Genomic DNA, 25,482 nt, shown 5'->3' on the forward strand with positions numbered 1-25,482 from the left:
ACGGTTTTTGTGAAGATATCCTGCGGCGGCCGGTTTTTCCCTCGGGAAGTGTTTCGTGCCCGTTGTTGGTTTGGTTCAGGAGAGGAACCGCCTCCCTGCCGGCAAAGGAATGTCCACAAGTACGGGCCGGCCGTGAACGGAGCGGCATGATGCCCGGCAGTAGCGGAGGGAGGGATTTCCGGGAAGATTCCGTGAGCCGCGGAGCGGCGGTTGTATTTCTTGAGGTGAAGCCTTGCGCGGGGGAAGGAAACCTGACAGAATCCCGCCATGCGCCTGTTCATGATGTTCTGTGTGATGCTGCTGCTCGCCGGATGCGATACGCGTACCAGCGTGGAACGGGCGCAGGAGGAAGGAGTGCTGATCGTGGGCAATAATGCGGAACCGCAGAGTTTTGATCCGCATATTGCCACCTCCGTTTCCGATTTCAAGATTATCAATGCCGTGATGGAAGGGCTGCTGCGCGGGGATTCCAGGGATGACGCCGTTTTTCATCCAGCCGTGGCGGAGTCCTGGACGCATAATCCGGAGGCGGACAAGTGGCGGTTTTCCCTGCGGAAGGACGCCGTGTGGAGCGACGGCGTTCCGGTGACGGCCCATGATTTCGTTTATGCCTACCACCGCCTGCTTCATCCGGAGTTTGGCGGAAGGTATGCGGACATGCTTTATCCGCTGAAGAATGCGGAGGCTTACAACCGGAACAGGCGCAGCCTGCTGCTGTGCGGCCCCGGTTCCCGGCTGGCCGGGGAAGCGGGTCTGGATGGAGAGGCTCTGGCACGGGTGGATTGGGAGAGGCTGGACGGCATGGGCGCCCGGGAGCTGGAGGCGCTGCGGAAGGATATTTCCCGGATGGAGTGGCCGGACGGAATGCCGGAGGAAGGCGCGCGGAGAATCGCGGCCCGGATGCTGGAGGATGTCCGGGCCGGAAGACCGGATTTGTGGGAGGAGGCCCGTGTGGGCGTGCGCGCCGCGGACGATCATACCCTGGAGCTGGAAATGCGTTCTCCGATGCCCCAGCTTCCCCTGCTGCTGCTTCATTGCACCTGGTTTCCGGTTCCCCGCCATGCGGTGGAAGCCCACGGCGGCATGCTGGACAGGACGGGGGGCTGGACGCGGCCCGGCAAGGCTGTGGGGAATGGTCCTTTTCTGATGGCGGAGCACCGTTTCAATGATTATGTGGAGGTGCGGCGCAATCCCCGCTACCGGAACGCCTCCTCCGTCCGGCTGAACGGGGTCCGTTTTCTACCCACCGTGAACGGCTTTACGGAAACCCGCATGTTTTTCAACGGCAAGCTCCATGTCACCAATAACGTTCCCCCGGAAATGACGGCGTACGCGCGGGAGCGCGGCGGCGGTGATTTCTGCCAGGATGATTATTACGTGACTATTTTTTACCGGCTAAATACGTCGCGCGCGCCGCTGGATGACGCCCGCGTCAGGCGTGCCCTTTCCCTGGCCGTGGACCGGGAGACCCTGGTGCGTGACGTGGTGTGCGGGGGCGGCCAGCCGTGCTTCGGCTTTACGCCGGACGGCGCAGGCTACAAGACGCCGCACGGGGTGGAGTTCAATCCGGAGAAGGCGCGCGCCCTGCTGGCGCAGGCGGGTTTCCCCGGCGGAAAGGGGTTTCCGCGGCTGGAGTTGATGACCACGTCCAGGGAGGTGCAGAAGACGATGGCGGAAGCCATCCAGGGCATGTGGAAGAGGCACCTGGGCGTTCACGTGGATATCCGTTCCTGTGAATGGACGGCCTACAAGTTCGCGCAGAATTCCATGCAGTATGATTTCAGTTCCTCCTCCTGGTCCGGGGATTATCTGGACCCGTCCAGTTTTCTGGATTTGTGGAGCTCCGCCTCCGGGAACAACAACACGGGCTGGTCCCGCCCGGAGTATGAGCGCCTGCTGGCGGAGAGCCGCGCCACGGGAGACCAGGAGAAGCGCATGGCCCTGCTGGCCCGTGCGGAAGCGCTGATGCTTTCGGAGTCTCCGGTGATTCCCCTGTACTGGGCCAGGCGGTCCTATTTGAAGAGTCCGGAGGTGCGGGGATGGCATCCCCTGCTGCTGGACAACCATTTGTTTGAAGACATCAGCCTGGGCGCGCCCAGGGAGCAGGGGAAGGAGGCCGCGCCTTGACCAGGATGATTTTGAAACGCCTGGGGCAGGGGCTTCTGGTCCTGCTGGTGCTGGAGACCGTGACGTTTTTCCTGATACGCCTGCTGCCGGGCCACCCCTTCATGGGGGAGAAGAAGCTGCCGGAGCACGTCCTCCAGCAGCTCCAGACCAGCTACGGGCTGGACCAGAGCTCCCTGGTCCAGTACGGGCGCTACTGGTGGAACATGCTGGTCCATGGCGACCTGGGGCCGTCCCTGGTGAAGGAGGGCATCAGCGTGGCGGACATGATCGGCCAGTCATTCCCGGTATCCCTCCAGCTTGGCGTCATAGGCATGGTGATTTCCATTCTGGTGGGCATTCCCGCCGGGATCGTGGCGGCCCTGTACAAGAACCGGTGGATGGACTGGTGGGTGATGCTGGTTTCCATGGCCGGCATCTGTATTCCCGCCTTCGTGGTGGCTCCGCTGCTGGGTGTGGCGCTGGGCATGCATGTGCCCGGCCTGAGCGTTGCCGGATGGGATTCTCCCGGCTGCGTGGTGCTGCCTGCGCTGACGCTGGGATTGGTGAATGCCGCGTACCTAGCGCGCCTGACGCGCGGAGGCATGCTTGAGGTGCTGGGACAGGATTTCATCAGGACGGCCCGCGCCAAGGGGGCGGGCCCCTTCCGCACGGTCTGGAAGCACGCCCTGCGCGGCGGCCTGATTCCGGCCCTTTCCTATCTGGGGCCGGCCTTTGCCGCCATGATTACCGGCTCCTTTGTAGTGGAGACCTGCTTCCAGGTTCCCGGCATGGGCCAGCATTTCGTGAACGCCACCACGGACCGGGATTATTTCCTGATCCAGGGGCTTGTCCTGTTTTACGGCATCCTGATCGTAGCGGCCAACCTGGCCGTGGACCTGGTGCAGATGGCCGTCAACCCCAGATTGAGGGCGGAGTCATGAAGAACAGGGAATGGAACAGCATGGAGGAGCAGGGCTCCTCCCTGTGGAGAGACGCCTTTCTGCGGCTTTCGCGCAACCGCGCGGCCATGTTTTCCCTGCTGGCGCTGGCGCTGATTGTGGCGGCCTGTTTTCTGGGTCCGCTGCTGCCGTGGCTGCCGCACCCGAATGTGCAGGACCTGTCCCGCATTGCGGAAAGTCCTTCCTGGCAGCACTGGTTCGGCACGGACCAGCTCGGGCGGGACCTGCTGGCGCGCGTGCTGTACGGGGGCCGCATTTCCCTGCTGGTGGGCGTGGTGGCCACGGGCGTTTCCCTGGTCATCGGCGTGACGTACGGGCTGGTTTCCGGTTATGCCGGGGGCAGGCTGGACGCCCTGATGATGCGCCTGGTGGACGTGCTTTTCGCCCTGCCGTTCATCGTGCTGGTGATTATTTTCTCCCTGTCCGTGGAGGAACCCGCCCAGCAGCTGACGCAGTGGGTTTCCGGCGTCACGGGCTGGTCCGTGGAGATGGTGAGTCCCATGACCGGATTGATTCCCCTCTTCATCGCCATCGGCGCGCTGGGCTGGCTGACGCTGGCGCGCATCGTCCGCACGCAGACGCTGGAGCTGAAGGGGCAGGAGTTCGTGGAGGCGGCCCGCTCCCTGGGCATCGGGCACATGAAGATTCTGTTCCGCCACATTGCGCCGAATTTGTTCGGGTCCGTCATCGTGTACACGACGCTGGCCGTTCCCGGCATCATGCTGCTGGAGGCTGTCCTGTCCTTCCTGGGCCTGGGCGTGAAGGCTCCCAATTCTTCCTGGGGCACGCTGATCAAGGAGGGGGCGGACCGCATGGAGGTGAGCCCGGAACTGCTCCTGTTCCCGGCACTGCTGTTTTCCGCTACCCTGCTGGCGCTGAATTTCCTGGGGGACGGGCTGCGTGACGCCCTGGACCCCAAGTCTTCCAAGGATTGACGCTTTTGAATAAAAGACAATGAAGGTTGCTTTAACGATTTCCATGCTGGTGGTCTCCAACGTTTTTATGACGTGGGCGTGGTACGGGCATTTGAAGAAGGGTTCCGCGGCGGACGACAAGCCCCTGCTGCTGATTATCCTGATGAGCTGGGGCGTGGCGTTTTTCGAGTACTGCTTCATGATTCCCGCCAACCGCCTGGGCAATGCGGGAGGCCTTAACGTGGCCCAGCTCAAGATCATGCAGGAGGTGATCACCCTGTGCGTGTTCATCCCCTTCGCCCTGTTCTACATCGGGGAGAAATGGAAGTGGGACTACCTGTGGGCTTTTTTATGCGTGCTGGGGGCCGTTTTCTTTGTCAATAGGGAGCGTTTGCTCGGGTGACAGACTTTTTTCGTTCGCATTCCTCTTTCAGGGTGGTCTTACCATTTAGAAAGATGAATATGAAAATAATACCTATTCTTGCAGCATCAGCCGTAGCCGTCCTGGCCGCAGGCTGCCACCATCGCCATAATAATAATGATTATTACCGCCCCGGTCCGTCGCACCATTATAACCATAATGATTATAACAACGGCTGGCATCACGGGCAGAACAGGCCGGGTCCCAAGCCCCGCCCGCATTACGTGACCGCCAACCAGGCTTCCTATCCCCGCCTGTACCAGCTCATGTAGTTTTTGCGGTTCCGCAGGAACGCCGCCGCTTGCGGAAAAGGGCAGCGTAAACCATGGAGCGGCGTTGGCGGGAAGGGCGTGTGAAGGGACGCAGTTTTGGCATGCCGTTCCCTGCGTGGCACGGATACCACCTCCGGGCCGCCCGCTTCCCGGTACCGGCACGGGCTCCGGAGGGCCCTTTGCCGGGCCTGATGCTTCGCGCACAGGATATAAGCTTGAAAAGGCGCGGTGCCCCCGGCACTCTATGCGCCAGATCAATGACTATAGATGAGCAATTAGACATATTGATGGGCGGTACCGCCGTCGTGATCAGCCGTGAAGAGTTGAAGGAGCGCCTCAAGCTGGGCCGTCCCCTGCGCGTGAAGCTGGGTGTGGACCCCACCGCGCCGGATATTCACCTGGGCCATACCGTGGCTATTGAAAAACTGCGCCAGTTCCAGGAACTGGGCCACCAGGCCATTTTGCTCATCGGGGATTTCACGGCCACCATCGGGGATCCCTCCGGCCGTTCCGTCACGCGGCCCCCTCTTTCCCGTGAACAGGTGCTGGAGAATGCGGAGACATACACCAAGCAGGCGTTCAAGATTCTGGACCGGGACAGGACGGAGATCGTCTACAACGGGGACTGGTTCCGCAAGATGACGTATGAGGAAGTGCTTAAGCTCAATTCCCGCGTGACCATGCAGCAGATGCTGGCCCGGGAGGATTTCAAGGCCCGCGTGGAGGGCGGCAAGGAGGTGCGCCTGCACGAAATGCAGTACCCGATCATGCAGGGCTGGGATTCCGTGGAAATCCGGTCGGACGTGGAACTGGGCGGCACGGACCAGCTTTTCAACATCCTGGTAGGGCGCGACCTCCAGAAGGAGGAGGGCATGCTGCCCCAGATCGCCATGACGATGCCCCTGCTGGAAGGCCTGGACGGCGTGCGCAAGATGTCCAAGTCCTACGGGAATTACGTGGGCGTGGATGAAGCGCCGGAAATGATGTTCGGCAAGATGATGAGCGCCAGCGACGAGCTGATGGACCGCTATTACCAGGTGCTGCTGGGCGAGAAGCGGGACATGGGACTGCACCCGATGGAAGCCAAGAAGCTGCTGGCCTGGAAGATTACGGCCCGCTATCACGACTCCGCCGCCGCGGACGCCGCCCGCGCGGACTGGGAAACCCGTTTCTCCAAGAGGGACCTGGCCGCCGCGGATTTGCCGGAAGTGGAGATCGCCTCCCTGCCTGCCGGCATGAATGCGCTGGCCCTGGTGGCCTTCCTTTTTGAGAACGTTTTCCAGGTGAAGAAGTCCAACGGCGTTTTGCGCAAGGAGCATTTCACGCCCGGCGCCATCCAGTTGAACGACGCCAAGGTGACGGACCCCGCCGCCGTGCCGGAGCTGGCCCCCGGCAGCGTTCTGCGCCTGAGCAAGAAGCACGCCGTGCGCTTCAAGTAGGGAGCCGGAAACGGCGTTCACCTTTCTTCCTTCCTCCATGCCGGGATTCCTTTCCAAATTGGACCGCTTTACCGTCGGCCTCATCGTCAGCGTGAGCGCGGGGATTCTGATTCCCTGTTCCGGCGTGTGGGATACGGTGTTCAGCCGCTTGAGCGATGCGGCCATCATCCTGCTCTTTTTCCTGTACGGGGCCAAGCTTTCCCGCCGCTCCGTATGGGAGGGGCTGATGCACTGGCGCCTCCAGGGCCTGGTGGCTGCAAGCACCTTCGTGATTTTCCCCCTGCTGGGCATTCTGAGCATGCCGCTGTGGAACAGCGTGCTGGGGCCGGATTTGTGCATGGGCATGCTGTACGTGTGCATGCTGCCTTCCACGGTGCAGTCCAGCATAGCGTTCACCTCCATGGCGGGCGGGAATGTGGCCGCGGCCATCTGCTCCGCCTCCGTTTCCAGTCTGCTGGGAGTGTTCCTCACGCCTCTGCTGGTGGGGCTGGTGTGGTCCCGCGGAGGGGAGGGAGGCGTGGATTTTTCCACCTTCCTGAACATCTGCTATATTATTCTGGTGCCCTTTGTGGCCGGGCAGGTTGCCCAGCGCTGGATCGGCAAATGGGTGGTCACGCACCGGAACATTACTTCCTGGACGGACCACAGCACGATCTGGCTGGTGATTTACACGGCGTTCAGCCATGCGATGATTAACGGCGTGTGGAAGAACCTGCCCTGGCTCTCCCTGGTGGAGGTGCTTGTCTTCTGCGGCATTCTGCTGGCCGCGGCCCTGTGGCTGACGGCCTTCCTTTCCCGCAAGTTGCATTTCTCCCGGGAGGACCGCATCGCGATTATTTTCTGCGGCTCCAAGAAGAGCCTGGCCACCGGCATCCCGATGATGAACGTGATTTTTGCCGGAGCGCCCATCGGGCTGCTGGTGATTCCCATCATGGTTTTCCACCAGCTCCAGCTGATGGTCTGTTCCTTCCTGGCCCGGAAGTGGGCGAAGGACGTGGGAAAGGGAGACAAGCTGTAAGGCAGCCTCCGCTTGCCGGTCAATGCCCGGCCAGGCGCAGGACTCCGTCGCACTGCATGTCCCGGCCAGGAACGACTACATGGCTGCCGTAGGAGGGGATTTTGGCCGTGACGGGCTTGTTGCGGGATTTGGACATGAACCGCTGGAAGGGCTCCATGTCCTCCGGGATGATCTTCACTTCCGTATAGGCGGGGTTGGACGGCATGTCCGTGATTTCCACCCGGAAGGAGCCTACGCCGTTGCCGTCCGGCGTGTAGAATTCCAGGGATTCCTCCGGGGTGGAGGGGTGCATGAAGAACAGGAAGAGCATGATGCCCAGGGCCGCCAGGGTGACGACGGTCAGCGGAATGTTTTTTCTGAGGGGACTGATGTGCATGCCTGCTTTTCCTTTCTTCCATAAGATTATGGGTTTTACTGGGACGTGTCAACCCCTCCGGAGGAAAGCCATGACGCGGAGCCGCTCCATGTTCTTTTGGCGGAACGGGTTCCGGCGGAGCAAGGGTGGACGGAAAAAGGATTGCGTCCGCGGGACAATGTGGTAGCTTGTGCGGACAAAGGGAGCCCTATGACCGTGCCCGTAAAGATACTGTCCGTATTGACAGGACTGAGCCTGGCCGGAAGCGTTCAGGCGCGCATCTGGACGAATGACCGGGGCGCTACCGTCGTAGCCGTGCTGGTGGCCGTCCGTGATGCGGAGGTGGACCTGAAGCTTCAGGACGGCCGGATAGTAGCCGTTCCCAAGAACGTTTTTTCCGGCGCCGACCAGGCGTATATCCTGGAATGGGTGAAGTCCGGCGGCACGCTTCCGGATACGGATGTGGGGGCGGAGAACCCTCCCGCGCAGGGTGCGTCCGGCGGACGTTACGTTCCCCTGGAGCCGAATTGGGACGCTCCGTGGCCGGAGAGGGCGGCCGCGCCCGGCTATCTGCTGGTGAAGGCCGTGCAGGAGACGGATGAGCTGAGCGTGTATGAAACGGACCATTTCGTCATTGAGTCCCCCGGAAAATTGCCGGAAACGGAACATATGGCCCTGGCGCGGCGTTTTGAAACCATTCTGTCCGCCCTGGCGGCCGTTCCCATGAATCTGGCGGTGGCCCGCCGCCCCTCCCGCAAGTATCTGGTGAGGGTATGTTTTCAGGAAGAGGATTTCAACAAGGCGCCGGGCCTGCGGAACGGGAGGCTCAAGTTTTCCCCCACCAGTTTTACGGCCCTGCTGCTGCGGGATAAAAAGGGAAAGCCGCTGAAGCTGGACGCGGTGGATCCGCGCTTTGCCGTCACCCACTGGGTGGCGCAGTCCATGGATTTGGAACACTGGCTGGTGGACGGTTTTTCCGCGTACATGGCTTTTCTTCCCATGGAGAAGGAGGCGATGGTATTCCGGAAGCTCCCGGGAAGGCTGGCTGCCATGCTTCCCCGCGCCGTGCGCACGGGCAGGGAGCCGCTGCCTGCCCTGGCGGACCTGCTGGCGCGGGATTCCGTTCATTCCGCCGCAGGCCATGGCCTCCCTTCAAAGGGGGACGCGTCCCGGTACTGGGCCGATCTGTTATGGACGGTGTACTGGTGCCATCTGGAAGGGGACGGCAAGGCGGAACGCCTCAGGCGTTACCTGGAAGCCTGGGATGCGGAGGACGTCAACGGGGCGCACGCCGTTCTGCTGGACGGGAAGGCTCCGGAAGAGGTGGAGAGGGAAATGGCCGCAGCCTGGAAAAAACTGGGCGTGAAGCTGAAGTTTTCACCGTCCGCCCCTTCCGCTGCGGACGGGAAAAAGGCGGCGGAGAAATGACGGAAGGAGGGGTGGAAAAGCCTCCGGTTTCCGGAAAATCCGGAGCGCACCGGGTCAGATGGTGCCGTTGAGTTTTCTGCCTATCCAGAACAGGGTGAGCAGGAAGAGAAGGGCCGCGAGCGTGTACGGGCTGCACCAGAGCAGGATGCGTGTTTCCATGGGCGGCGGCACGGGCAGCTCCTTGATTTCCTTGATGAGCTGCTGTATTTCCTCCGCCTTCACCATGCGTCCGCGCGTGATGGAGGTCATTTCCTCCATCAGGGCGGTATTGACGGGCTGGCCGGTTTTTTCCAGCGTCTCGCCCATGGTGATGACCGGAAGCGTGACGGATTTGTCCGGTTCCGCGGAGGATGAGGCGGTCAGCTTCCAGGTGCCGGGGCGGTTGATTTTGACGGAGGCGGTGAAGGAACCCCAGGTGTGGTCCATGTTGTCCATCTGCACGCGGCTGGTGGTGCCTTCCGGGGCGGTGATGTCCAGGAAGACTTCCCCGTTCTGGAGAGGCGCCCCCAGTTTGTCGGAGACCATGGCGTTGACGGTCAGCGTATCCCCCAGGCGGGGGCGTTCCGGGTTGGGAATCAGGCGGATTCTTTCCCCGGCGGCCATGTTGCGCTGGTAACTCATCCAGCGGGCCACCTGGCTCCAGAAGCGGTAGTGGTATTTGTCCTCCACGCCGCGCCGCCAGCGCCAGGCGGAGTCCGTCCCCATGAAGAGGACTTTTCCGTTGCCGTAGGACTGGGTGACGATGAGGGGAATGCGGCCGTAGGCGTTTTTGTCTGCCGCATGCACGGCCAGGACGGTGGTTCCGGCCTTGGGCCGTTCCACCGGGGCGTACCAGTTGAAGCCCGGCAGGTTGCGCCACACTTCCTCGTTTTCACCCTCCGTATCCGCCAGCATGGTAAGGAGGGAGCCGCGCCCCTCCGGCGTCAGGATGAGGGGGGAGGGGGCTGGCTGGGTGGTTCCCTCCGGCTTGGCGGTGAGGAACGTGACGGGCATCAGGTCTCCCAGCTCGGATTTCAGGAGTTCCATCTGCTTGCCCTGGTAGCCGGGCAGGAAGACGATGCCGCTGGCCTGGTTTTTCACCATGCCCTTGAGCAGGGCGGCCTGTTCCTCCGTCAGCCCCTTGGGGCCCAGCCCCACGTCTCCGATGAAGATGACGTCATACTGGGCCAGGTCTTCCATCCTGTCCGGGAATTTGACCAGGTAGCCGGGGCCTTCCCCCATTTCCTCCAGCCCCGGGTGAAAGAGCAGGGTATGCACGTCCACGCCCGGGTCGCGGTACAGGGCGTTCCGGATGAAGCGGTACTCCCAGCGCGGCAGCGTGTCGATCACCAGCACCTTGATGGATTCCCTCCTGCCGGCGATGCTGAAGGAGGAGGCGTTGTTGTTGTGCATCCGTTCCTGGGGCTGGACGGGGAGCTTGAGCTCCAGCGTTTCCGCCCCTTCCTTTTCTATCTTCCACAGGACGGCGTCGGACACTTCCCCCTGGGCCGGGATGGTGACCGTGCGGGTGACGGTTTTTCCGGTGTCCCTGGAGGCCAGGGTGAGCGTGGTGCGCGTTTCCTTGCCCAGCGTGCTTTTAATGGTGAAGGGGATCTGCACCGTCTCCCCGATGATGCCGTAGGTGGGGGCTTTCACGTCCTGGAGGGCCAGGTCGGGCAGGGGGTACGGACTGCCGGCGGGAATGATGAAGAGGGGAATGCCCCTGGTGCGCATGCGCTGGGCCTGCGTCAGCACGGAGGAGGAGGCGTTGTGGCCGCCGTCCGTGAACATGATGACCGCCCGCAGGTTGTCCGAGGATTGCATGGCGTCCTCCAGCGGCTTGGCCAGGTCCGTGCAGGCCATGGCGTAATCCGGGGAATCCGGCGGAGGGGGGGAGCCGAAGGCGGCGGATTCCACCACGTGCGTGTCTTTCAGGGATTCCGTGCTGTTGCCCTTGATCAGCTCCTGCGCGTAGGCCGTGCGGGTAACGACGTGCTGGGGGGTGATTTCCACGTCCTGCGTTTCCATGGAGCCGGAGCGGTCCTCCAGGATGGAGACCTTGGGCTTCTCCTGCGGGGCGGAGGTGACGACCCATTCCGGCTGGAAGAGCAGGAAGCAGATGGCCCCCAGAATCACCAGGCGCAGGAGTTCCAGCTTGAACGTCAGCGGACGGCGGTTGCGTTTGCAGGCGGTGCGGCTCATCCAGACGCCGGCCGCCATGACCAGGACGGCCAGGAGGACGCTTAAAGCGGTAGGTTGAAGGCTCAGGCTCATGGGCGGATGGTGGGGGAGGGACGTTTGGCCGTGTGCCTGGGCAGGCACAGGAAAGCTTCCAGCAGCAGGCAGGCGAGGGAAATGATGAGAAAGAGTTTCCAGGCCTCCTGCACCAGGGAGGGCGTTTCCGCCGTGCTCTGCATGGAGCTGATGGAGGCCTCCGGCAGAAGGAGGCGGAGCTTTTCATCCGTAATCTGGTCCGGATTGTCTTCCGACCAGGGGCGGTTCACGGCATAGGTCTGCGCTCCCAGGCGGTACACGCCTGCCGTGTCCGCCGGAGAGCCGGAGGGGTGGCTGCCCTGGGCGTTGTCCATGCGCACGGGGATGTCCGTGGCGGATTGCGGCAGGGCCGGGTCATTCACCCGGAGGGAGATGGAAGTGGAGAAGCGTTCCGCCCCGCGGTCCGCCATGCGCTGGAGCAGGGGGAGCAGCAGGTGGCCGTCCGCCAGGTTGGACCAGGAATATCTGGGCAGAGTCCCCAGGAACAGGGCGGAACCCGTTCCGGCCCTGACCTGGGCCAGGGCGCAGGTGCCGTCATCCCAGGAGGCCAGGGTGCGGTATTTGCCCAGCAGGGGCTTCCGGCGCACGGCGCGGAGCCGGTTGGCGGGAATGGCCGCCTGGTCGGAACCGTCCCGGAGGAATCCGCGCTGGCGGTCCCATGTTTCCAGGCGGTAGTACTCCTCGGGCGGGGCCGTTTCCATCGCTCCCCAGGAGACGCCCAGGAACGGATGCCGCGTGCCGTGGGCCGTATCGTCCGGCAGGAAGAGGACGATTCCCCCTTCTTCAATAAAGGCCAGTAGCTTTTCTTCCATTTCCGCGCGCGGCGGCGGTCCGTACCAGGCGACCATGGACTGGGAGGCCAGAGCGGCCTGCGCCGCCCGCGTGTTGCCGGGCATCGTGGCCTTCCTGTTGGGCAGGCCGGGAGGGGCGGACATCAGGGAGAGGGTTTTCCCCACTTCTCCGGAAGGGCCGCAGATCAGGATGTTGGCGAGGGGCCGGGGGGCGAAGGTGAAGAAAGAAATGTCATCCCTGGTGAAGTCGTCATGAGGCAGGGAAACGAAGCCGAAGCCGGATTCCTTCCCCTGCGGCAGCGGAATTTCCTTCCTGATGGCGGTGCTTTCCCCGGCCAGTTGCAGCGTGGCGGAGGCGGCGGCATTATCCACGGAAAGGTGTACCGGCACGTCCTCCGGCTGGTTGGGGTTGAAACCCTGGCGCAGCACCTCCAGGTCCAGCACCAGCCTGCCGTTGTTCACCTGGGCCTGCCTGACCCTGATGCCGCGGTTGCTTTCCGGCCTGTCGCGGAGGGCCATGATGCGGATGGAGGGGGGAATGGCCAGAGCGGCCAGCCGCTGGCGCACGCCGGGCCAGAGGGGGGAATCCGGCCTCCAGGAGGAGGCCTGCATGTCTGAGGCAATCCAGATTTCCGTCTTTCCGGAACCGGACTCCTCCAGATACGGGATGGCTTTTTGCAGCAGGGCCGGAATATCTGCGCCGCCGTCCGTGGTTTTGCTGACAGTCAGGTCCGCCAGGGCTTCCGGGGCGGGAATCTGGGTGACGGTTCCGGTGGCGGAATCAAGCAGGGACAGGCGGCAGTGGCCAAGCTGCGCAAAGGTGGATTCCACCAGCGGCGGGATGGCGTCCCGCAGGGAGTTGGTTTTGTCCGGCCGTGCGTCCATGGAGGCGGAACGGTCCAGAACCAGCAGGACTTCATTCAGTCCGGAACTCCCCCAGCCGAAGAAGCTGCTGAGCAGGGGCCGCGCAAAGGCCGTCACCAGCGCCGCCACGGCCAGGACGCGCAGCGCCAGAATCAGGTAGTGCAGCAGTTTTTTCGTCCCGCGGGTTTCCCTGGCGGCGCGGAGCAGGAATTCCATGGCCGCCCAATGGACGGAGCGGTGCCGCCACCTGTTGACCAGGTGAATGATGATGGGAATGGAGGCTGCAAAGAGGGCCCATAGCAGCCAGGGAGAGGTGAAGGACATGGGAGGATAGGGGTAGTTGGGGATTCAGGCCTGGTTGTCAGGTAGAGGGCGGGTCGGGCAGCAGCTGGCGGAGGATATGCAGGGTCATTTCTCCGGTTTGCTTGAAGGATTTCTCACCCAGAATGCCTATGTTGTCCTTGGACGTGTGCCACCAGTTGCCGTCCTGAAAATCGTCGATGATGTTCAGCGTATCCATGCCGAGGTCCATGAAGGGGACGTGGTCGTCCAGAATGGCGTAGCCGGAGACCCCCCATTCCTCCGGTGAATAGCCCAGTTCACGAATGGCGCGGGAATAAACCCGGTACATGGACTGGGGCGTCATGACCGGGATGCGTATCTTTTTTCCCTGCCGCCCCACCATGTCCAGGTTGATCATCCACTTGGGCAGCGGCTTCCGCATGGCGGCGGCATAGTGCTTGGAGCCGTACAGGCCGTCGTCACTGTCCATGTGTTCCGCAAAGCTCTCTTCTCCGTCAAAAAACACCAGCTCCAATTTCCCGGCGCGCGCGGGTTCCCCGGCCAGGATGCGGGCCGTTTCCAGAATGGCCGCTGCGCCGGAAGCCCCGTCATTGGCCCCGGTGAAGCCGGCGATGCCCTGCTTGGTGTCGATATGGCAGGTCAGCAGTCCCCGGACCGGAGCCTGGAAATCCGGCGCCTTGCTAAAGCGGGCCCGCAGGTTGACGAACTGGATGGGGCCCTTGGACGTTTCCTGTTCAAAGGACTGCTCCTGACAGATCCAGCCGTGTTTGGCCAGTTCCTTCTTCAGGTAGTCCAGTTGCTGGCGGTAGCCTGGAGTGCCGGAACCCCGGTCCCCCATCTCCGTCATCCGGGCAGCGTGGAACATGGCGTTTCCTCCGTTGAAGTGGGTTGTTTCCTGGAGCCGGGCGGGAATGGTTTCCGCACCCGGAAGGGGCGTTTCCACGGGATTTCCGCACTGCATCAGCAGGGCCGTGAGCAGGATGAGTCCGATGCGGGGCGTCATGGGAAAAAGACGGAGTGGAAGGTTTACTTGGAAGCGGACCATTCATCCTGGCCCAGAAGTTCAAGAATGCGGACGAATTCGGCCTTGCTGGAAAAGGTGATCTCAATGGAGCCCCGGCTTCCCTGTCCGGAAATATTTACCGGCGTGCCGAATTGTTTGGCGAGCACGCTGGAAATCTTCTTGTACTGCGGGGAGGAGGGCTTTCTGGCGGGAGCCGCCGGTTCCGGAGGATTGAGAAGCTTCTGGATAGCTTTCTCCGTCTGGCGCACGGTGTAGCCCTTGTTGACGATGTCGCGCCCGAGCTGGATTTGCTGGTCCTGGTTCTTGAGGGACAGGAGCACCTTGGCATGCCCCACGCTGATGAAGGCGTTGCCCAGCATGTCCTGGACCGCCTGGGGAAGATCCAGAAGCCGCATGCTGTTGGCTACGGCGGCGCGGGATTTGCCTACCCGCTTGGCGATGTCCCCCTGCTTCATGCGGAATTCCGTTTTCAGGCGCATGTAGCCGGAGGCCTCTTCCAGCGGGCTGAGGTTTTCACGCTGGAGGTTTTCAATCAGCGCCAGCTCCAGCACGTCCTTGTCGGAAGCCTTCCGGATGATGGCGGGCACGGTGGACAGGCCCAGGATGCCGGAAGCGCGCCAGCGCCTTTCCCCGGCAATGAGCTCATACTTGCCGCTTTCCGTTTTCCGGACGATCAGCGGCTGGATGATGCCGTGCTCCTTGATGGAGTCCACCAGCTCCGCCAGTTGTTCCGGGGTAAAGATGGCGCGCGGCTGGAGGGAGCTGGGAATAATAGAGGCATGGGATAATTGATGCACAACGTCTCCCGCCTGGGGAGCCGCCAAGGATTCACGAGACAGATTTTGATTGATAAGGGCGTCAAAGCCTTTCCCCAGAGCCGGTTTTGCCATAGCAGGGAAGAAACTAGCATGAACCGGTTCCGTTTTCAACAGGGTATTTGTTATCCGCAGCGGAAATTCCCGCGTGTGCGGCCGGTTTCATCCTCCATGTTCCCGGACGTGTCAGGCGTGTTGCGCCCCACCCCGCGGGCAGGTCAAAGATGGCGGTGCCTTGAACGGCCCGCTGCCGCCGCGCTGGTTTCCGGCAGGCTGCGGATATCCTGTCCTGTGCAGGGCAGGGGGCGTTTCAAGGCCATGAACCAACAAATGAACGAGATGAACAGCAATGAACAATCCTGCCATGGCGCGGGCTTTCCCTGTGGAACCGCTGCGGCGCAGCGCGCACCTGAATTCCTTGAACCCCTTGCCCCCGCCCGCCGATGAAGCTCAATCTGACGGAAGAACAAAAGAAAGCCGCTCTGGAAGCGGGAAAGCAGGGCATGAAAAACGCCTATGAGAAAAGCAAGTACCGGCCCGGATTGACGTGGTGGGAACGCCTCCTGTGGGTGGTTCTGGCGGGAGCGGCCTATGCGGCGTCCTCCCTCCTTTCAGGCTGCGGGCATACCATAGACGTGACTGCGGAGCGGACGGAGATATGCAGGGACGGCGCGTGCCTGGTGCTGGAACCGGGGCGCCTGTCCTATTCCCAGGCCCAGCCGGAGACGGAGGTACAGCCTGTGATCCAGAGAATCCGGAAAGGCAAATGATTCCGTGCCGTCCGGTCCGCAACCTGTCGGGACAAGCGGTTCTGCATGAGCCGTCCCGGCGGGAATTGCGGAAGTGAATGGCCTGTGGCGAAAGGGGGATGGCATGAACGCTTTATCAGCCGCCGCCGCCTATTATCTGGCTGCGGGCAGGAGGGAAGAAGAGATGGATGAGGATGGGCGCTGCCAGGATGTCTATGTCCGTACCCCGGAGCTTGTCCTGATGGCGCGCCGGGTGGATTCCTCCGCTCCTTTCGGCAGGATTATCGATGTCCGCTGCCGGTTTGAACCGGAACGGTGCGACGCCTGGCATCTCCATTTTCTGGCGGGAGAGGTGCGGGAACTGTTGACTTATGAACGGGAAATTCTTTCCCTGCCATGGATTCTGACCCAGCATGGCAAGCGCGGGGACGGGCGGCTGATGAAGTTGTCTTCTTCCCGGTTCTGCCGCCTGCTGGCGGCGTCTGCGGTTGCCGGACCGCTCTCCTGACCCTGTTGAAGAAACGGAAGCATCCATGCGGAAAACCGCATGGATGCTTTTGTTGCCTGCTGGAGGACGCCCTGATGAAAGCGTGCTAGGCATTCAAAGGCGCCGGCCGCTTCCCGGTTCGCGGCATTTCTGGTGAAAGTCCTGCTAGGCCAGGGCGGCGGCGAACTCGTAGGCATTTTTACAACGGTTCCGCCAGCCATTACCGAAGGTGCTGAACTGCCTGCATGAACAATAAAACGACTCGCGTCGCTCGTAAAGGCTGTCAAGGAGTTTGCGTTCTCCGGATTCTGCAAGAACGGTTTGCAGCGTTTGCCGGGTTTGTTTTCCGGGAATGCCGTCCACGGCAATTCCGGCGCCGTGGTCGTTCAAGGCTCGCTGCAATATCTTCCCGGTGTTCTTGCTGCCGGAATTGAAATAATGGTCCCGCAGGAAGAACTCAATGCCCGGATGGGCGTCAGAACCAATCCAGGAACGGACGGCGGCGGTATTGTCCAGAATATATTGAAGACAGCCTTCCCAGGCTTCTTCCTGTTTTCCGGCGTCAAGCAAGGCTTTGAGGCGGTTGAATACGGCAGGTTCAATGACGTCGCAAATGCCGCAAATTTCCCACTTGCCGCCCTTGTCAGCGGCAGGGAGGCGGGAAACGCGCAGGGAGGCCGGCCCGGTGACGCGATCGTCTTCAAAGCGGAGAATGGCCGCAGCCATCTTTTTTTCTGTAGTATTCATAGGTTCCAATAATGGTGGAGGTTCGGCGGACCTGCAATGAATGCGTCTTCAAGGGGAAAAATGGCTTTTTGACCTGCCGTTTTCCATCAATGAACGGTCCGCCGCTTGAGCTGCATGCACGGCTGCCGGGAATAAATGAGGCGTCTCCGGAGCGGTTTGATGCGTCCCTGCATGGGGGTGCCGTTCTTTCCCCGGCGGCGCTGGGCCCTTTATTCCTAGGCTATTCATGAACCATTGAAAACAAAAAGCATAACGCCTGAAATTCACAAAACCCGGTGAGGGATAGTGATTCCTTCCATTTCCGGAGATTGGCGGCATTAAAGACGCCGTGGAATCGTTTCCGGATATTCCCCGGACTCTGGGAGCCATTCAGGAAAGTGGCGCTCCTCTCCGAAGCATGGCACAGGGGTTTTCCGCGACTGCTTCGGTGCACCCGGAATTTATTATGCGCAAAAAGGATGATTAAGTCTTGCGTCCCGTTGGGAATGGTGCCACAGTCAAAGGACTTTACGTTAGGATACTTCGCCCCTTGGCCTCCGTGCCAGGGGGCTTTTTTATGAATGCGGCCCGTCGTGTTCCGGATACTGCGGGCGGTATGAACTCCTGCCTCCGTTTCCGGTTCAGGATGGGCGTAATCGGAAACGGCATGCCGCGCATTCCCGTTTCAGGACAAATCCGGAGGGAACGGCCTTTTCCGTTTTGACGTGCGGCCTGACGTGGGACTGGGTTCTCCCTGGCAAGAAAAAGAAAACCCCTCAAGCGGTGAACTTGAGGGGTTTATAATGGAGCCGCTTGTCAGATTTGAACTGACGACCGTCCGCTTACAAGGCGGGTGCTCTACCACTGAGCTAAAGCGGCGTGGTGAATGAGGTGGCCCATATCTACAGAAGATGGCCCATGGTGGCAAGCCGAAAATGGGGTGGCAGGCATGGCGCGCCTCATTTTAACCGCTTCAGGAGTCAAACAGGGAGCCCTGCTCCAGTGCCGGTCCGGCAGGAGGTTCCTCCGGTCCGGGAGATGTTCCGGCCTGCGGCGTCTCCGTATCCGGAACGGACGTGTTTTCCGCCTGTTCCGTGGCAGCGGAAGGGGAGGGCGTTTCTTCCTCCGTTTCCTCGTCTCCGGTTTTCGCCGGGGGCATGATGCGGGAGACGCGCTCCACGGGATGTTTGGTAATGATGTTGCCTTGGACCCCGCGGTTTTTAATCCTCAGGTCCGCGAAGTGGAAGGGCCTGACCAGGTTGCGGAGCTTCAGCACGGCCTTCAGATAGACGTTCACGCTGATCTGGGAGCTGTTTTCCTCCGTTTCATGCACGGAGAAGTGGAAGATGCGCGTTCCCTTCGCGCCGCGGGTGAGCGGGTATTCCTTGTCCCTGGTGAAGCCGCCTATGCGGAAGCGCTTGGCGTACACGGGGCCGTCCCTTCCGTCCCGGTAGATCAGGTTGAACACGGGGTCATCATCCTTCTTGATGACGGAAATATAAAGGGGGTTCTTACCGGCGAAGAATTTGTCCTGAATCCGCACGATCTTGAGCACGCCCGCGCTGTCGATGACCAGCACGTCGTCCAGCGTGGAGCATTTGCAGACGGGGTTTCCCTTCTTGACGCCGTACCCGGCGAAGCCTTCTTCGTCAATATACAGCGTTTCATTGGCCACGGCCACCTGGGCGCGGTCCACGGAGCCGAAGGAGGAGATTTCCGTTTTCCTGGGATAGGCCGCGCCGTACTTCTTGCGCAGGGCTTCAAACCAGCGGATGGTGAATTTGGTGAGCTGGCTGAGGTTCTTCTGCGTCTGTTCAATGTCCGCTTCAAGCTGCCGGATGTGCTGGTCCGCCTTGAACGCGTCAAACTTGGAAATGCGCTTGATTTTAATTTCCGTCAGCCGCACCAGGTCGTCCCTGGTGATGGGCGCGCGCAGCTGGGCGGCAAACGGCTGCAATTCCCGGTCAATGGTGCCGAGGACTTCCTCCCACGTCTCGGAATCTTCAATGGAGAGGTAAATGCGGTTTTCAATGAAAATCTTTTCCAGGCTTGCCTGGTGCCATGCCTCGTTCAGTTCCTTGAGGCGTATTTCCTGTTCCTGGCGCAGGATTTCCCTGGTGGAGTCCGTGTTGTAGCGCAGGATGTCGCTCACGCACATGAACCGGGGCTTTTCCTCCACGATGACGCAGGCGTTCGGGGAGATGCTGACCTCGCAGGCGGAGAAGGCGAACAGGGCTTTCCTGGTCTGCTCCGGGTCCGCTCCGGCCGGGAGATGCACCAGGATGTCCACGTGCTGGGCCGTATTGTCCTCGATGCGGGCTATTTTGATCTTCCCCTTTTCCGCGGCGGAGACGATGGTATCAATCAGGATTTCCGTGGTGACCCCGAACGGAATTTCCGTGATGCGGAGAAGCTTCTTCGATTCCGTGAGGATGCGCGCCCGGATGCGGACGCGCCCTGTGCCGCGTTCCCCGTCCCGGTAGTTGGTGGCGTCCATCACGCCTCCGGTCGGGAAGTCCGGCAGAAGCTGGAAGGGCTGGCCGCGCAAGTGCGCGATGGAGGCTTCAATCAGTTCGTTGAAATTGTGGGGAAGAATTTTGCTGGAAAGGCCTACGGCAATGCCTTCCGCTCCCTGGGCGAGGAGCAGGGGGAATTTGACGGGAAGGCTGACCGGCTCCTTGTTCCTGCCGTCATAGGAAAGCTGCCATTCCGTGACCTTGGGGCTGAAGACGACCTCACGGGCGAAGGAGGTGAAGCGCGCTTCAATGTAGCGGGAGGCCGCCGCGGGATCCCCGGTCAGGATGTTGCCCCAGTTCCCCTGCGTGTCAATGAGCAGCCCTTTCTGTCCCAGCCCCACCAGCGCGTCCGCAATGGAGCGGTCGCCGTGCGGGTGGAATTTCATCGTGTCCCCCACGATGTTCGCCACTTTACTATAGCGCCCGTCGTCCAGCCGGTCCATGGCGTGCAGGATGCGGCGCTGCACGGGCTTGAACCCGTCATTGATCTTGGGTACGGCCCGTTCCAGGATGACGTACGAGGCGTAATCCAGAAAGTAGTCGGCATACATGCCTTCCACGGACTGGCTCGCGGGAGCAATGTGGGCGGGTTGAGTCACGGGCGCAAATATTAAAGGAATTGTTCCGGAGGGGCAAGTGCGATCTCCGGAAAGAAAATAACCGGCCTTCCGTTAAGGAAAGCCGGTTACCGGAAAAAGGAATGGCTAAACGCAATCAGGCCTGTTTGGCCGTAAGTCTGTTTTTGAGTTCCTCCGCTTCGGCGCGTAGGGTGTCGAGCTTGGTTGTCTGGGCTTCAAGGTCGGCGATTTCTTCCAGGACTGCTGCCAGGCGGCGCAGGTCCGCGGGCTGGGCCGCAGCGAGAGGCTGAGCTTTGGGAGCGGCTGTATTTTTGGTGCCGGGCTTGCGGCCGCGCTTGGCCTTGGTGGCCTTCATCCAGCTTGAAATGGTTACCGTGCTGATGCCGAAGCGTTCAGCGGCTTCCTTCTGGGCGCCTCTTTTGTTCTGAGTTTTCCGTTCAGCGATGAAGTCAAGAACGGATTGTTTTTCTTCAGGCGTATAGCGCCTCTTGTTTTTGGTGCTGTCGTTGGAGTTCATGATATTGACGAGTGGCTATTTGTTTAATCAAAGGTCCGTAGGGTAGCAAGCAAAAAGAGCAAGTATTTTGACATAATTTAAAAGACTGTTTAAATATAGGGGGCATATTGTTGACGTTCAGAGGTAATATGCTTATTTTATTCATGATTTTTATTATTTAAAATTTGAATTGTTTAACATTCCGTGCAAGGGCGCTTGCGGGATGTTTAAACGCTTTTTCATTTTCTGCGCCGCATGAAGTCTTTTTCCCTGAATTCCTTGTTGAATCAGGAGTTCCGGAGAATTTCGCGTCCCTTCGTCAGTCCGGATTTTGAGATTGCAGGAGCCGGAGGGATCGTGTAAAATCACCCCAATCTTCCAGCCATTTTATCATCATGACCGACCAGCCAGAAACCCCGTCTTCTCCAGAGGCTCCCAAATTACGCCGCCGCCTGGTAACGGCAGCCCCTGCGGCAGCGCCCAAAGTAAAGTTTGCTTCCCCCGCCGCGGAAGGCGTGGAAGTTGCCAAACCGCGTTTCCTCACTCCTGAATTGCAGGCCAAGCTGGCCCAGGAACAGGAGGAAGCCGCGCGCCGTGCCGCAGAACAGGCGGAGGCGGACAGGATTGCGGCGGAAAAGGCGGCAGCCGAGCAGGAGGCCGCCCGCATCGCTGCGGAAAAAGAGGCGGCCAGAATAGCCGCCGAGGAGGAAGCCGCCAGAATCAGGGCGGAGCAGGAGGCCGCGGAAGCCGCTCGCATTGCCGCGGAGAAGGAAGCGGCCCGTGTGGCGGCGGAAGAGGAAAGGGCCCGTCTTGCGGCGGAACAGGAGGAAAAGGAAGCCGCTTCCCAACCATTGCCAGATCCGGCGGTGGATGCCCAGATTCAGGATGCCCTTGCCAAGGTGGCGGAGGCCCAGAAAGCCCTGGCGGACGCGCAGGCCGCTGCCCTGGCGCAGGCCGCCGGCGTGGCTCCCGCTGCCGTTCAGGCGCCTGAACCGGCTGCTCCGGCGTCTGCCGCGGCTTCCACAGGCTCCATTCCCAAATTGAAAGTTTTAAAGACTTCCCCGGCTCCTGCCCCGGCGGAGGAAGCTCCTGCCGCCGCCCCGGCGGAAAGTGCCGTGCCCCGGTTGAAGGTGCTGAAATCCCCTGCGGGGACCGCGCCCGTTCCTTCCGTGGCGTCTGCCGCGGCTTCCCAGCCCGTGGCTGCCGCATCCGTTTCTCCCACCGCCAGCGTTCCCCTCGCGGGCACGGGCGGCATCCAGCCGCCTGCCGGCACGGAAACCACCCGGGAAATGGTCGCCTCCGTGGATAAATCCAAATCCCTGCTGAGGGGCGTCATTTACGGGGTATGCGCCCTGGTGCTTGCCGCTGCCGGGGTAGGGATTTATGCTTGGCATACCAACAGCAAGAAAGACCAGGTGGAAGGGGAAAACGCGCGCCTGAATGCACTGGTGGTGGAAGGCGGCAAACTGGGCCGCAGCCGCCTGTTTGATTCCAAAAATCTCAGCCGCGTTCCGGACGTGAAGGTGGTGCCCAATGCGGAGGATGCCGCCCTGCTCCTAGCCAATGTGAGGGGAGCCAAGGGAAACCGGGAAAACTGGCCCGGCGCCGCCCACCTGGTTTCCATCATGGCCCAGATGGATGACAACATCGCACGCCAGGTGGTGGAAGACATGAAGAAAAACGTCGGCAGGTACAGCAAGGAGAAATACTCCATGATGGTGACGCTGCTGGCCAAATCTTCCAGTCCCGCCATGCGCGACATGCTGAAAGACCTGTACGCCTCCATCAGTGATAGCAAGAACAAGAAAATTCAGGACAAGCAGGCCGTGGTGCTCAAGTACATGCGCTTTGCCATGAAGCTGGACGACCTGGACGACGTCATGAAGATTCTCCAGCAGAAGGATGCTTCCCAGGATCTGGTTTCCTCCGCCTTCCGCACGGCCCGCTACCTGATTGACGAAGCCCCCCCGGCCAAGCGCATGGCACTCTCTTCCAAGCTGCTCCAGTACCAGAAGAACATGCCGGAGGAAAACGTCAAGGTCCTCTACAAGCTGCTGGCCCGCACCGGCGATCCCAAGGTGCTGGACATGATGGAAAAGAGCTACAAGGAAGACCCCAAGAAGGCGCTCGCCATCATCACCGCCTGGGGGGACTGGAACACGGATGACGCCGTTCCGTACCTGTTCAAGGCGTGGAAGGATGAATCCCTGCATGAACGCGTGCGTTCCCAGGCCCATGATTCCATTCTCCGCGTGCTCTCCGTGGACCGTGACCGGGATGACAACGCCACGCTCAAGCTGTTCGAGCCCCTGATAGCGGACGCCAAGACGAGCGAACGCCGCCAGTTCCTGGTTTCCGCCTTCAAGAGGCTCAGCAACCGCCCCTATGTGATCCGCCTGCTGGGCCGCATCAAGCAGACGGCGGAAGACCACAGGAATGTGGTGGAACCCAAGTTCCAGGCCGCAGAGGAAGCCCTGTTCAAGGCGGAGGACAAATTCAAGGCCAACCCGAACGATGCCGCCGCCAAGGCTGATTATGAAGCCAAGGAAAAAATCTATAATGAGCTGGCCAGCCAGAAAACCGGGGAAGACAAGGTAATTACGGCGGTGGACAAGGCCCTGGAAAAGGTCAGGAAGACGCCTGTGCCCACCAGGAAGGCCGCTTCCTCCGATGACAGGGAGGAGGACGAATCTTCCGTCATCAAGACGATTTAAACGGCTTCATTAGCCGTATTCGGAACCGGAGGGAGGACATCCCTCCGGTTTTTGTATGTAAGGGAATTCCCTTCGCTGCCGGAAACGAGGTTTCCTTGTTCCCGGTACACGATGGGCTCCTCCCTGGGAACAAGTGGCTCCTGCTCCTTGCCAGCGGTGGCAAAAAACGGAAGAAGGAAAGCTCTCTTCCGTTGACTGTGGAGCCAGACCGAATCCGAAGGCCGGATGGCCTTCGCTCCCAGGAGGGGGGGCAGTAGCGTTGCCGGGAAGGGACGGACTTTCCAGGGGCGTATGGCATTTCCCCGCCATTCCGGCCTGCCGGAAATATTTCCTGCCGCCGTTTTTTCCGCATCCGGCTCTTACAGGAACAGTCCTGTTTGGTACACCAGCGTAGCTGTCAGAAACCCCAGCAGGGTCAATCCACCGAATTGCGCCAGAGCAAACCACCAGGTGCCAGCTTCCCTTTTGGCGACGGTGACGGTGCCGATGCAGGGGAGGGCGATCAGGCAGAACATCATGATGCTGATGCCCTGGAGGGGGGTGTAGCTGGCTTTAAGGCGGGCGTTCAGGGTCTGCTGGGCTGCCGGGCCGGAGTCCCCGTCCTGCACCGCATAGAGAATGCCCATCTGGGTGACGAAGATTTCCTTGGCCGCAAAAGCGCCCAGAAGAGCGGAATTGATCTTCCAGTCAAATCCGGCCACTTGCGTGACGGGTTCCATCCAGTGGCCTATTTGTCCGGCGTAGGAATGTTCCATGGCCGCTGCCGCATTCGGCGCGGTTCCTTCCTCCGGCCTGGGGTAGGTGTTCAGGAACCACAGGATGATGGAGGCCCCCAGAATGAAGGTTCCCGCCTTCCGGACGTACATGAAGGCCCGCGACCACATCAGGGCGCCCACCTTCCGCAGGGAGGGGAGGCGCAGGCGCTTCATGTGGTGGAGAGAGTCCCTCTGGGCGGTCTTGAAGAGCGTGTTTTTCAGGAGCCGGGCGCAGCACAGGGCCAGAAGGACGCCGCTGGCGTAAATCCCGAACAATACGGTGGCCTGCAGGCGGGAGGGAAACAGGGCGGAGACGAACATCATGTAAATCGGCAGGCGACCCGCGCAGCTCATCATGGGCAGGACGGCGATGGTGACCAGGCGGTCGTTGCGCGCTTCAATCCTCCGGGTGGACAGGATGGCGGGAACCGAGCAGCCGAAGCCCAGCAGGAGGGGGGCAAAGCTGCTGCCGTTCAGGCCCATGATTTTCATGATGCGGCTCATGAGGCGGGAGACCCGCATCATATATCCGCTGTTTTCCAGCAGGGTGATGGCTCCGAAGAGCAGCACCACGTTGGGAAGAAAGGCCAGCACGCCGCCTACGCCGCCCACCACGCCTTCCCCCAGCAGGGATTGCAGGCGGGGCCACGGTTCCAGCATGCGGCAGGCCCAGATGCTGAACATCTGCGTGCCTGTCTGGATGAGCCTGACCAGAGGGTCGCCGATGGCGAAGCTCAGGAAGAAAATGATGTAAACGATGCACAGGAAGATAAGGGAACCCCATATCCTGTGCATCAGGACGGCGTCCAGCCTGGTTCTCCACCTGTTGTCCTGCGCCTCTGCCTCCCGTTCCATAAATTACCGGGGAGTAACTTAGAACCTGCGAATTTGACAGGCAAGCTTAAAATCCCGGATTTGCGGGAAGGCGGCCGGGCCGTTTGGCCGGCTTTGAGCCGGTGCCTGTTCCGGATTGTTTCCCAGGGAACTGCGGAAGCCCGGCTTCTGCTAGCGGCGCATGGCCGCAAGCCCCTGAATGAACAGAATGGCCGCCGTGCAGCCGAAGACCATGGAGGGCAGGCGCTGGAGCATATATAGCGGGTCCGTGGAGTCGTTCCCGTAAGAGGGGAAGATGAAAGCCATGACCAGTGCAATCAGGGCCAGGCCCCATGCCAACCAGGACACGGCGGGGACGGCAGTGCCGGAGCCAGCGGCAGTGAGCCGGGAGCGGCTTGTTTCCCTGAGGTCGCGCCCATCCGCGTCCCGTCCGGAAGAAGCCGGCTGCTTTTTCTTGACGGGGGGCAGGGATGCCGGTGTTTTTACGGCGTTTTCCGGTTTCTGCCCGGAGGGGGAAGAGGGGGCTTCCCCAAAGGGAAGCCCCGTTTTAACGTGAATCAGTACGCCGCACGCCGTGCAGTGCATGCCGGCTTTTTCATCCAGCCCGGCCGGGTAGGTATACCCGTGCCCGCACAGGGAGCATGTGGCGGATTCTCTCATGATTC

The 25,482-nt window shown here is 61.1% G+C and carries 21 protein-coding genes and 1 tRNA gene; 11 read left to right on the forward strand and 11 right to left on the reverse strand.

Features of this window, described 5'->3' with window-relative positions; genetic code table 11:
- The first annotated feature begins 267 nt into the window (after window positions 1–267).
- From P8A25_RS03930 to P8A25_RS03960, 7 genes are all read left to right on the forward strand, one after another.
- Entirely contained in the window at window positions 268–2,127 is a 1,860-nt protein-coding gene (locus P8A25_RS03930; protein ID WP_215442771.1) for a peptide ABC transporter substrate-binding protein, read from the forward strand.
- 5 nt (window positions 2,128–2,132) lie between these two features.
- The gene (locus P8A25_RS03935) at window positions 2,133–3,047 is read left to right on the forward strand and encodes an ABC transporter permease (protein WP_102729144.1); all 915 of its coding nucleotides are present in this window, start codon (window positions 2,133–2,135) and stop codon (window positions 3,045–3,047) included.
- Window positions 3,044–4,000, forward strand: a complete 957-nt coding sequence (locus P8A25_RS03940; protein WP_250715176.1) for an ABC transporter permease — start codon at window positions 3,044–3,046, stop codon at window positions 3,998–4,000. The genes P8A25_RS03935 and P8A25_RS03940 overlap by 4 nt, the downstream gene beginning before the upstream one ends.
- A gap of 19 nt (window positions 4,001–4,019) precedes the next feature.
- A complete protein-coding gene (locus P8A25_RS03945) occupies window positions 4,020–4,382 on the forward strand; it encodes a DMT family protein (RefSeq protein WP_102721059.1) in 363 nt (120 codons plus the stop codon).
- Between the two features lie 59 nt (window positions 4,383–4,441).
- Window positions 4,442–4,672, forward strand: coding sequence for a hypothetical protein (locus P8A25_RS03950; RefSeq protein WP_404838772.1), 231 nt, complete (start codon window positions 4,442–4,444; stop codon window positions 4,670–4,672).
- Window positions 4,673–4,929: 257 nt separating this feature from the next.
- Window positions 4,930–6,111, forward strand: a complete 1,182-nt coding sequence (gene tyrS / locus P8A25_RS03955) for a tyrosine--tRNA ligase (RefSeq protein ID WP_102721061.1) — start codon at window positions 4,930–4,932, stop codon at window positions 6,109–6,111.
- 37 nt (window positions 6,112–6,148) lie between these two features.
- Window positions 6,149–7,129 (forward strand): bile acid:sodium symporter family protein, encoded by a 981-nt coding sequence (locus P8A25_RS03960; RefSeq protein WP_022397496.1) that lies wholly within the window; start codon window positions 6,149–6,151, stop codon window positions 7,127–7,129.
- Window positions 7,130–7,148: 19 nt separating this feature from the next.
- On the opposite strand, the gene P8A25_RS03965 is transcribed toward P8A25_RS03960, so the two are convergent.
- Entirely contained in the window at window positions 7,149–7,505 is a 357-nt protein-coding gene (locus tag P8A25_RS03965) for a hypothetical protein (protein WP_404838773.1), read from the reverse strand.
- A gap of 189 nt (window positions 7,506–7,694) precedes the next feature.
- Between P8A25_RS03965 and P8A25_RS03970 the strand changes: the two genes are divergently transcribed.
- Window positions 7,695–8,912: a hypothetical protein gene (locus tag P8A25_RS03970; protein ID WP_022397494.1), complete on the forward strand. Its 1,218-nt coding sequence runs from the start codon at window positions 7,695–7,697 to the stop codon at window positions 8,910–8,912.
- 54 nt (window positions 8,913–8,966) lie between these two features.
- On the opposite strand, the gene P8A25_RS03975 is transcribed toward P8A25_RS03970, so the two are convergent.
- Genes P8A25_RS03975 through P8A25_RS03990 form a run of 4 tightly spaced genes read right to left on the reverse strand, consistent with a single transcriptional unit; the run spans window position 8,967 to window position 15,037 of the window.
- A complete protein-coding gene (locus P8A25_RS03975; RefSeq protein ID WP_215442769.1) occupies window positions 8,967–11,165 on the reverse strand; it encodes a hypothetical protein in 2,199 nt (732 codons plus the stop codon).
- On the reverse strand, window positions 11,162–13,144 hold the full coding sequence (locus tag P8A25_RS03980) for a BatA and WFA domain-containing protein (RefSeq protein ID WP_022397492.1): 1,983 nt from the start codon (window positions 13,142–13,144) through the stop codon (window positions 11,162–11,164). The genes P8A25_RS03975 and P8A25_RS03980 overlap by 4 nt, the downstream gene beginning before the upstream one ends.
- A gap of 37 nt (window positions 13,145–13,181) precedes the next feature.
- Window positions 13,182–14,126, reverse strand: a complete 945-nt coding sequence (locus tag P8A25_RS03985) for a M28 family peptidase (protein ID WP_215442768.1) — start codon at window positions 14,124–14,126, stop codon at window positions 13,182–13,184.
- Window positions 14,127–14,149: 23 nt separating this feature from the next.
- Window positions 14,150–15,037 carry a ParB/RepB/Spo0J family partition protein gene (locus tag P8A25_RS03990; RefSeq protein ID WP_102721066.1) on the reverse strand — a complete coding sequence of 296 codons (888 nt, stop codon included), beginning with the start codon at window positions 15,035–15,037 and terminating at the stop codon, window positions 14,150–14,152.
- 368 nt (window positions 15,038–15,405) lie between these two features.
- Here P8A25_RS03990 and P8A25_RS03995 point away from each other — a divergent pair, with 368 nt between their 5' ends.
- Both P8A25_RS03995 and P8A25_RS04000 read left to right on the forward strand, forming a co-directional pair.
- A complete protein-coding gene (locus tag P8A25_RS03995; RefSeq protein WP_022397489.1) occupies window positions 15,406–15,732 on the forward strand; it encodes a hypothetical protein in 327 nt (108 codons plus the stop codon).
- A gap of 103 nt (window positions 15,733–15,835) precedes the next feature.
- Window positions 15,836–16,219, forward strand: coding sequence for a hypothetical protein (locus P8A25_RS04000; RefSeq protein WP_022397488.1), 384 nt, complete (start codon window positions 15,836–15,838; stop codon window positions 16,217–16,219).
- A gap of 144 nt (window positions 16,220–16,363) precedes the next feature.
- Here the strand turns inward: P8A25_RS04000 and P8A25_RS04005 are convergent, their stop codons facing one another.
- The 4 genes from P8A25_RS04005 to P8A25_RS04020 form a co-directional block, all read right to left on the reverse strand.
- Complete coding sequence (locus P8A25_RS04005; protein ID WP_251828043.1) at window positions 16,364–16,945, reverse strand: putative peptidoglycan-binding domain-containing protein; 582 nt, start codon at window positions 16,943–16,945, stop codon at window positions 16,364–16,366.
- A 783-nt stretch (window positions 16,946–17,728) separates the two neighbouring features.
- Window positions 17,729–17,803, reverse strand: a tRNA-Thr gene (locus P8A25_RS04010).
- A 94-nt stretch (window positions 17,804–17,897) separates the two neighbouring features.
- On the reverse strand, window positions 17,898–20,039 hold the full coding sequence (locus P8A25_RS04015; protein WP_022397486.1) for a DNA gyrase/topoisomerase IV subunit A: 2,142 nt from the start codon (window positions 20,037–20,039) through the stop codon (window positions 17,898–17,900).
- 115 nt (window positions 20,040–20,154) lie between these two features.
- Window positions 20,155–20,535 (reverse strand): hypothetical protein, encoded by a 381-nt coding sequence (locus P8A25_RS04020; RefSeq protein WP_022397485.1) that lies wholly within the window; start codon window positions 20,533–20,535, stop codon window positions 20,155–20,157.
- Window positions 20,536–20,909: 374 nt separating this feature from the next.
- Here P8A25_RS04020 and P8A25_RS04025 point away from each other — a divergent pair, with 374 nt between their 5' ends.
- Window positions 20,910–23,228, forward strand: coding sequence for a hypothetical protein (locus P8A25_RS04025; protein ID WP_215458422.1), 2,319 nt, complete (start codon window positions 20,910–20,912; stop codon window positions 23,226–23,228).
- Window positions 23,229–23,587: 359 nt separating this feature from the next.
- Here P8A25_RS04025 and P8A25_RS04030 read toward each other — a convergent pair whose 3' ends face one another.
- Both P8A25_RS04030 and P8A25_RS04035 read right to left on the reverse strand, forming a co-directional pair.
- On the reverse strand, window positions 23,588–24,838 hold the full coding sequence (locus tag P8A25_RS04030; protein WP_022397483.1) for a ferrous iron transporter B: 1,251 nt from the start codon (window positions 24,836–24,838) through the stop codon (window positions 23,588–23,590).
- A 150-nt stretch (window positions 24,839–24,988) separates the two neighbouring features.
- The gene (locus P8A25_RS04035; protein WP_102729135.1) at window positions 24,989–25,477 is read right to left on the reverse strand and encodes a hypothetical protein; all 489 of its coding nucleotides are present in this window, start codon (window positions 25,475–25,477) and stop codon (window positions 24,989–24,991) included.
- Window positions 25,478–25,482 lie beyond the last annotated feature (5 nt).

The organism is Akkermansia sp. BCRC 18949 (assembly GCF_045011645.1).
Lineage (GTDB): Bacteria > Verrucomicrobiota > Verrucomicrobiia > Verrucomicrobiales > Akkermansiaceae > Akkermansia > Akkermansia massiliensis.

Excerpts from the sequence above, each read along its gene's own strand:
- P8A25_RS03930 (WP_215442771.1), top strand. The coding sequence starts at position 268 with ATGCGCCTGTTCATGATGTTCTGTGTGATGCTGCTGCTCGCCGGATGC.
- P8A25_RS03935 (WP_102729144.1), top strand. The coding sequence starts at position 2,133 with ATGATTTTGAAACGCCTGGGGCAGGGGCTTCTGGTCCTGCTGGTGCTG.
- P8A25_RS03940 (WP_250715176.1), top strand. The coding sequence starts at position 3,044 with ATGAAGAACAGGGAATGGAACAGCATGGAGGAGCAGGGCTCCTCCCTG.
- P8A25_RS03945 (WP_102721059.1), top strand. The coding sequence starts at position 4,020 with ATGAAGGTTGCTTTAACGATTTCCATGCTGGTGGTCTCCAACGTTTTT.
- P8A25_RS03950 (WP_404838772.1), top strand. The coding sequence starts at position 4,442 with ATGAAAATAATACCTATTCTTGCAGCATCAGCCGTAGCCGTCCTGGCC.
- tyrS (WP_102721061.1), top strand. The coding sequence starts at position 4,930 with ATGACTATAGATGAGCAATTAGACATATTGATGGGCGGTACCGCCGTC.
- P8A25_RS03960 (WP_022397496.1), top strand. The coding sequence starts at position 6,149 with ATGCCGGGATTCCTTTCCAAATTGGACCGCTTTACCGTCGGCCTCATC.
- P8A25_RS03965 (WP_404838773.1), bottom strand. The coding sequence starts at position 7,505 with ATGCACATCAGTCCCCTCAGAAAAAACATTCCGCTGACCGTCGTCACC.
- P8A25_RS03970 (WP_022397494.1), top strand. The coding sequence starts at position 7,695 with ATGACCGTGCCCGTAAAGATACTGTCCGTATTGACAGGACTGAGCCTG.
- P8A25_RS03975 (WP_215442769.1), bottom strand. The coding sequence starts at position 11,165 with ATGAGCCTGAGCCTTCAACCTACCGCTTTAAGCGTCCTCCTGGCCGTC.
- P8A25_RS03980 (WP_022397492.1), bottom strand. The coding sequence starts at position 13,144 with ATGTCCTTCACCTCTCCCTGGCTGCTATGGGCCCTCTTTGCAGCCTCC.
- P8A25_RS03985 (WP_215442768.1), bottom strand. The coding sequence starts at position 14,126 with ATGACGCCCCGCATCGGACTCATCCTGCTCACGGCCCTGCTGATGCAG.
- P8A25_RS03990 (WP_102721066.1), bottom strand. The coding sequence starts at position 15,037 with ATGGCAAAACCGGCTCTGGGGAAAGGCTTTGACGCCCTTATCAATCAA.
- P8A25_RS03995 (WP_022397489.1), top strand. The coding sequence starts at position 15,406 with ATGAAGCTCAATCTGACGGAAGAACAAAAGAAAGCCGCTCTGGAAGCG.
- P8A25_RS04000 (WP_022397488.1), top strand. The coding sequence starts at position 15,836 with ATGAACGCTTTATCAGCCGCCGCCGCCTATTATCTGGCTGCGGGCAGG.
- P8A25_RS04005 (WP_251828043.1), bottom strand. The coding sequence starts at position 16,945 with ATGAATACTACAGAAAAAAAGATGGCTGCGGCCATTCTCCGCTTTGAA.
- P8A25_RS04020 (WP_022397485.1), bottom strand. The coding sequence starts at position 20,535 with ATGAACTCCAACGACAGCACCAAAAACAAGAGGCGCTATACGCCTGAA.
- P8A25_RS04025 (WP_215458422.1), top strand. The coding sequence starts at position 20,910 with ATGACCGACCAGCCAGAAACCCCGTCTTCTCCAGAGGCTCCCAAATTA.
- P8A25_RS04030 (WP_022397483.1), bottom strand. The coding sequence starts at position 24,838 with ATGGAACGGGAGGCAGAGGCGCAGGACAACAGGTGGAGAACCAGGCTG.
- P8A25_RS04035 (WP_102729135.1), bottom strand. The coding sequence starts at position 25,477 with ATGAGAGAATCCGCCACATGCTCCCTGTGCGGGCACGGGTATACCTAC.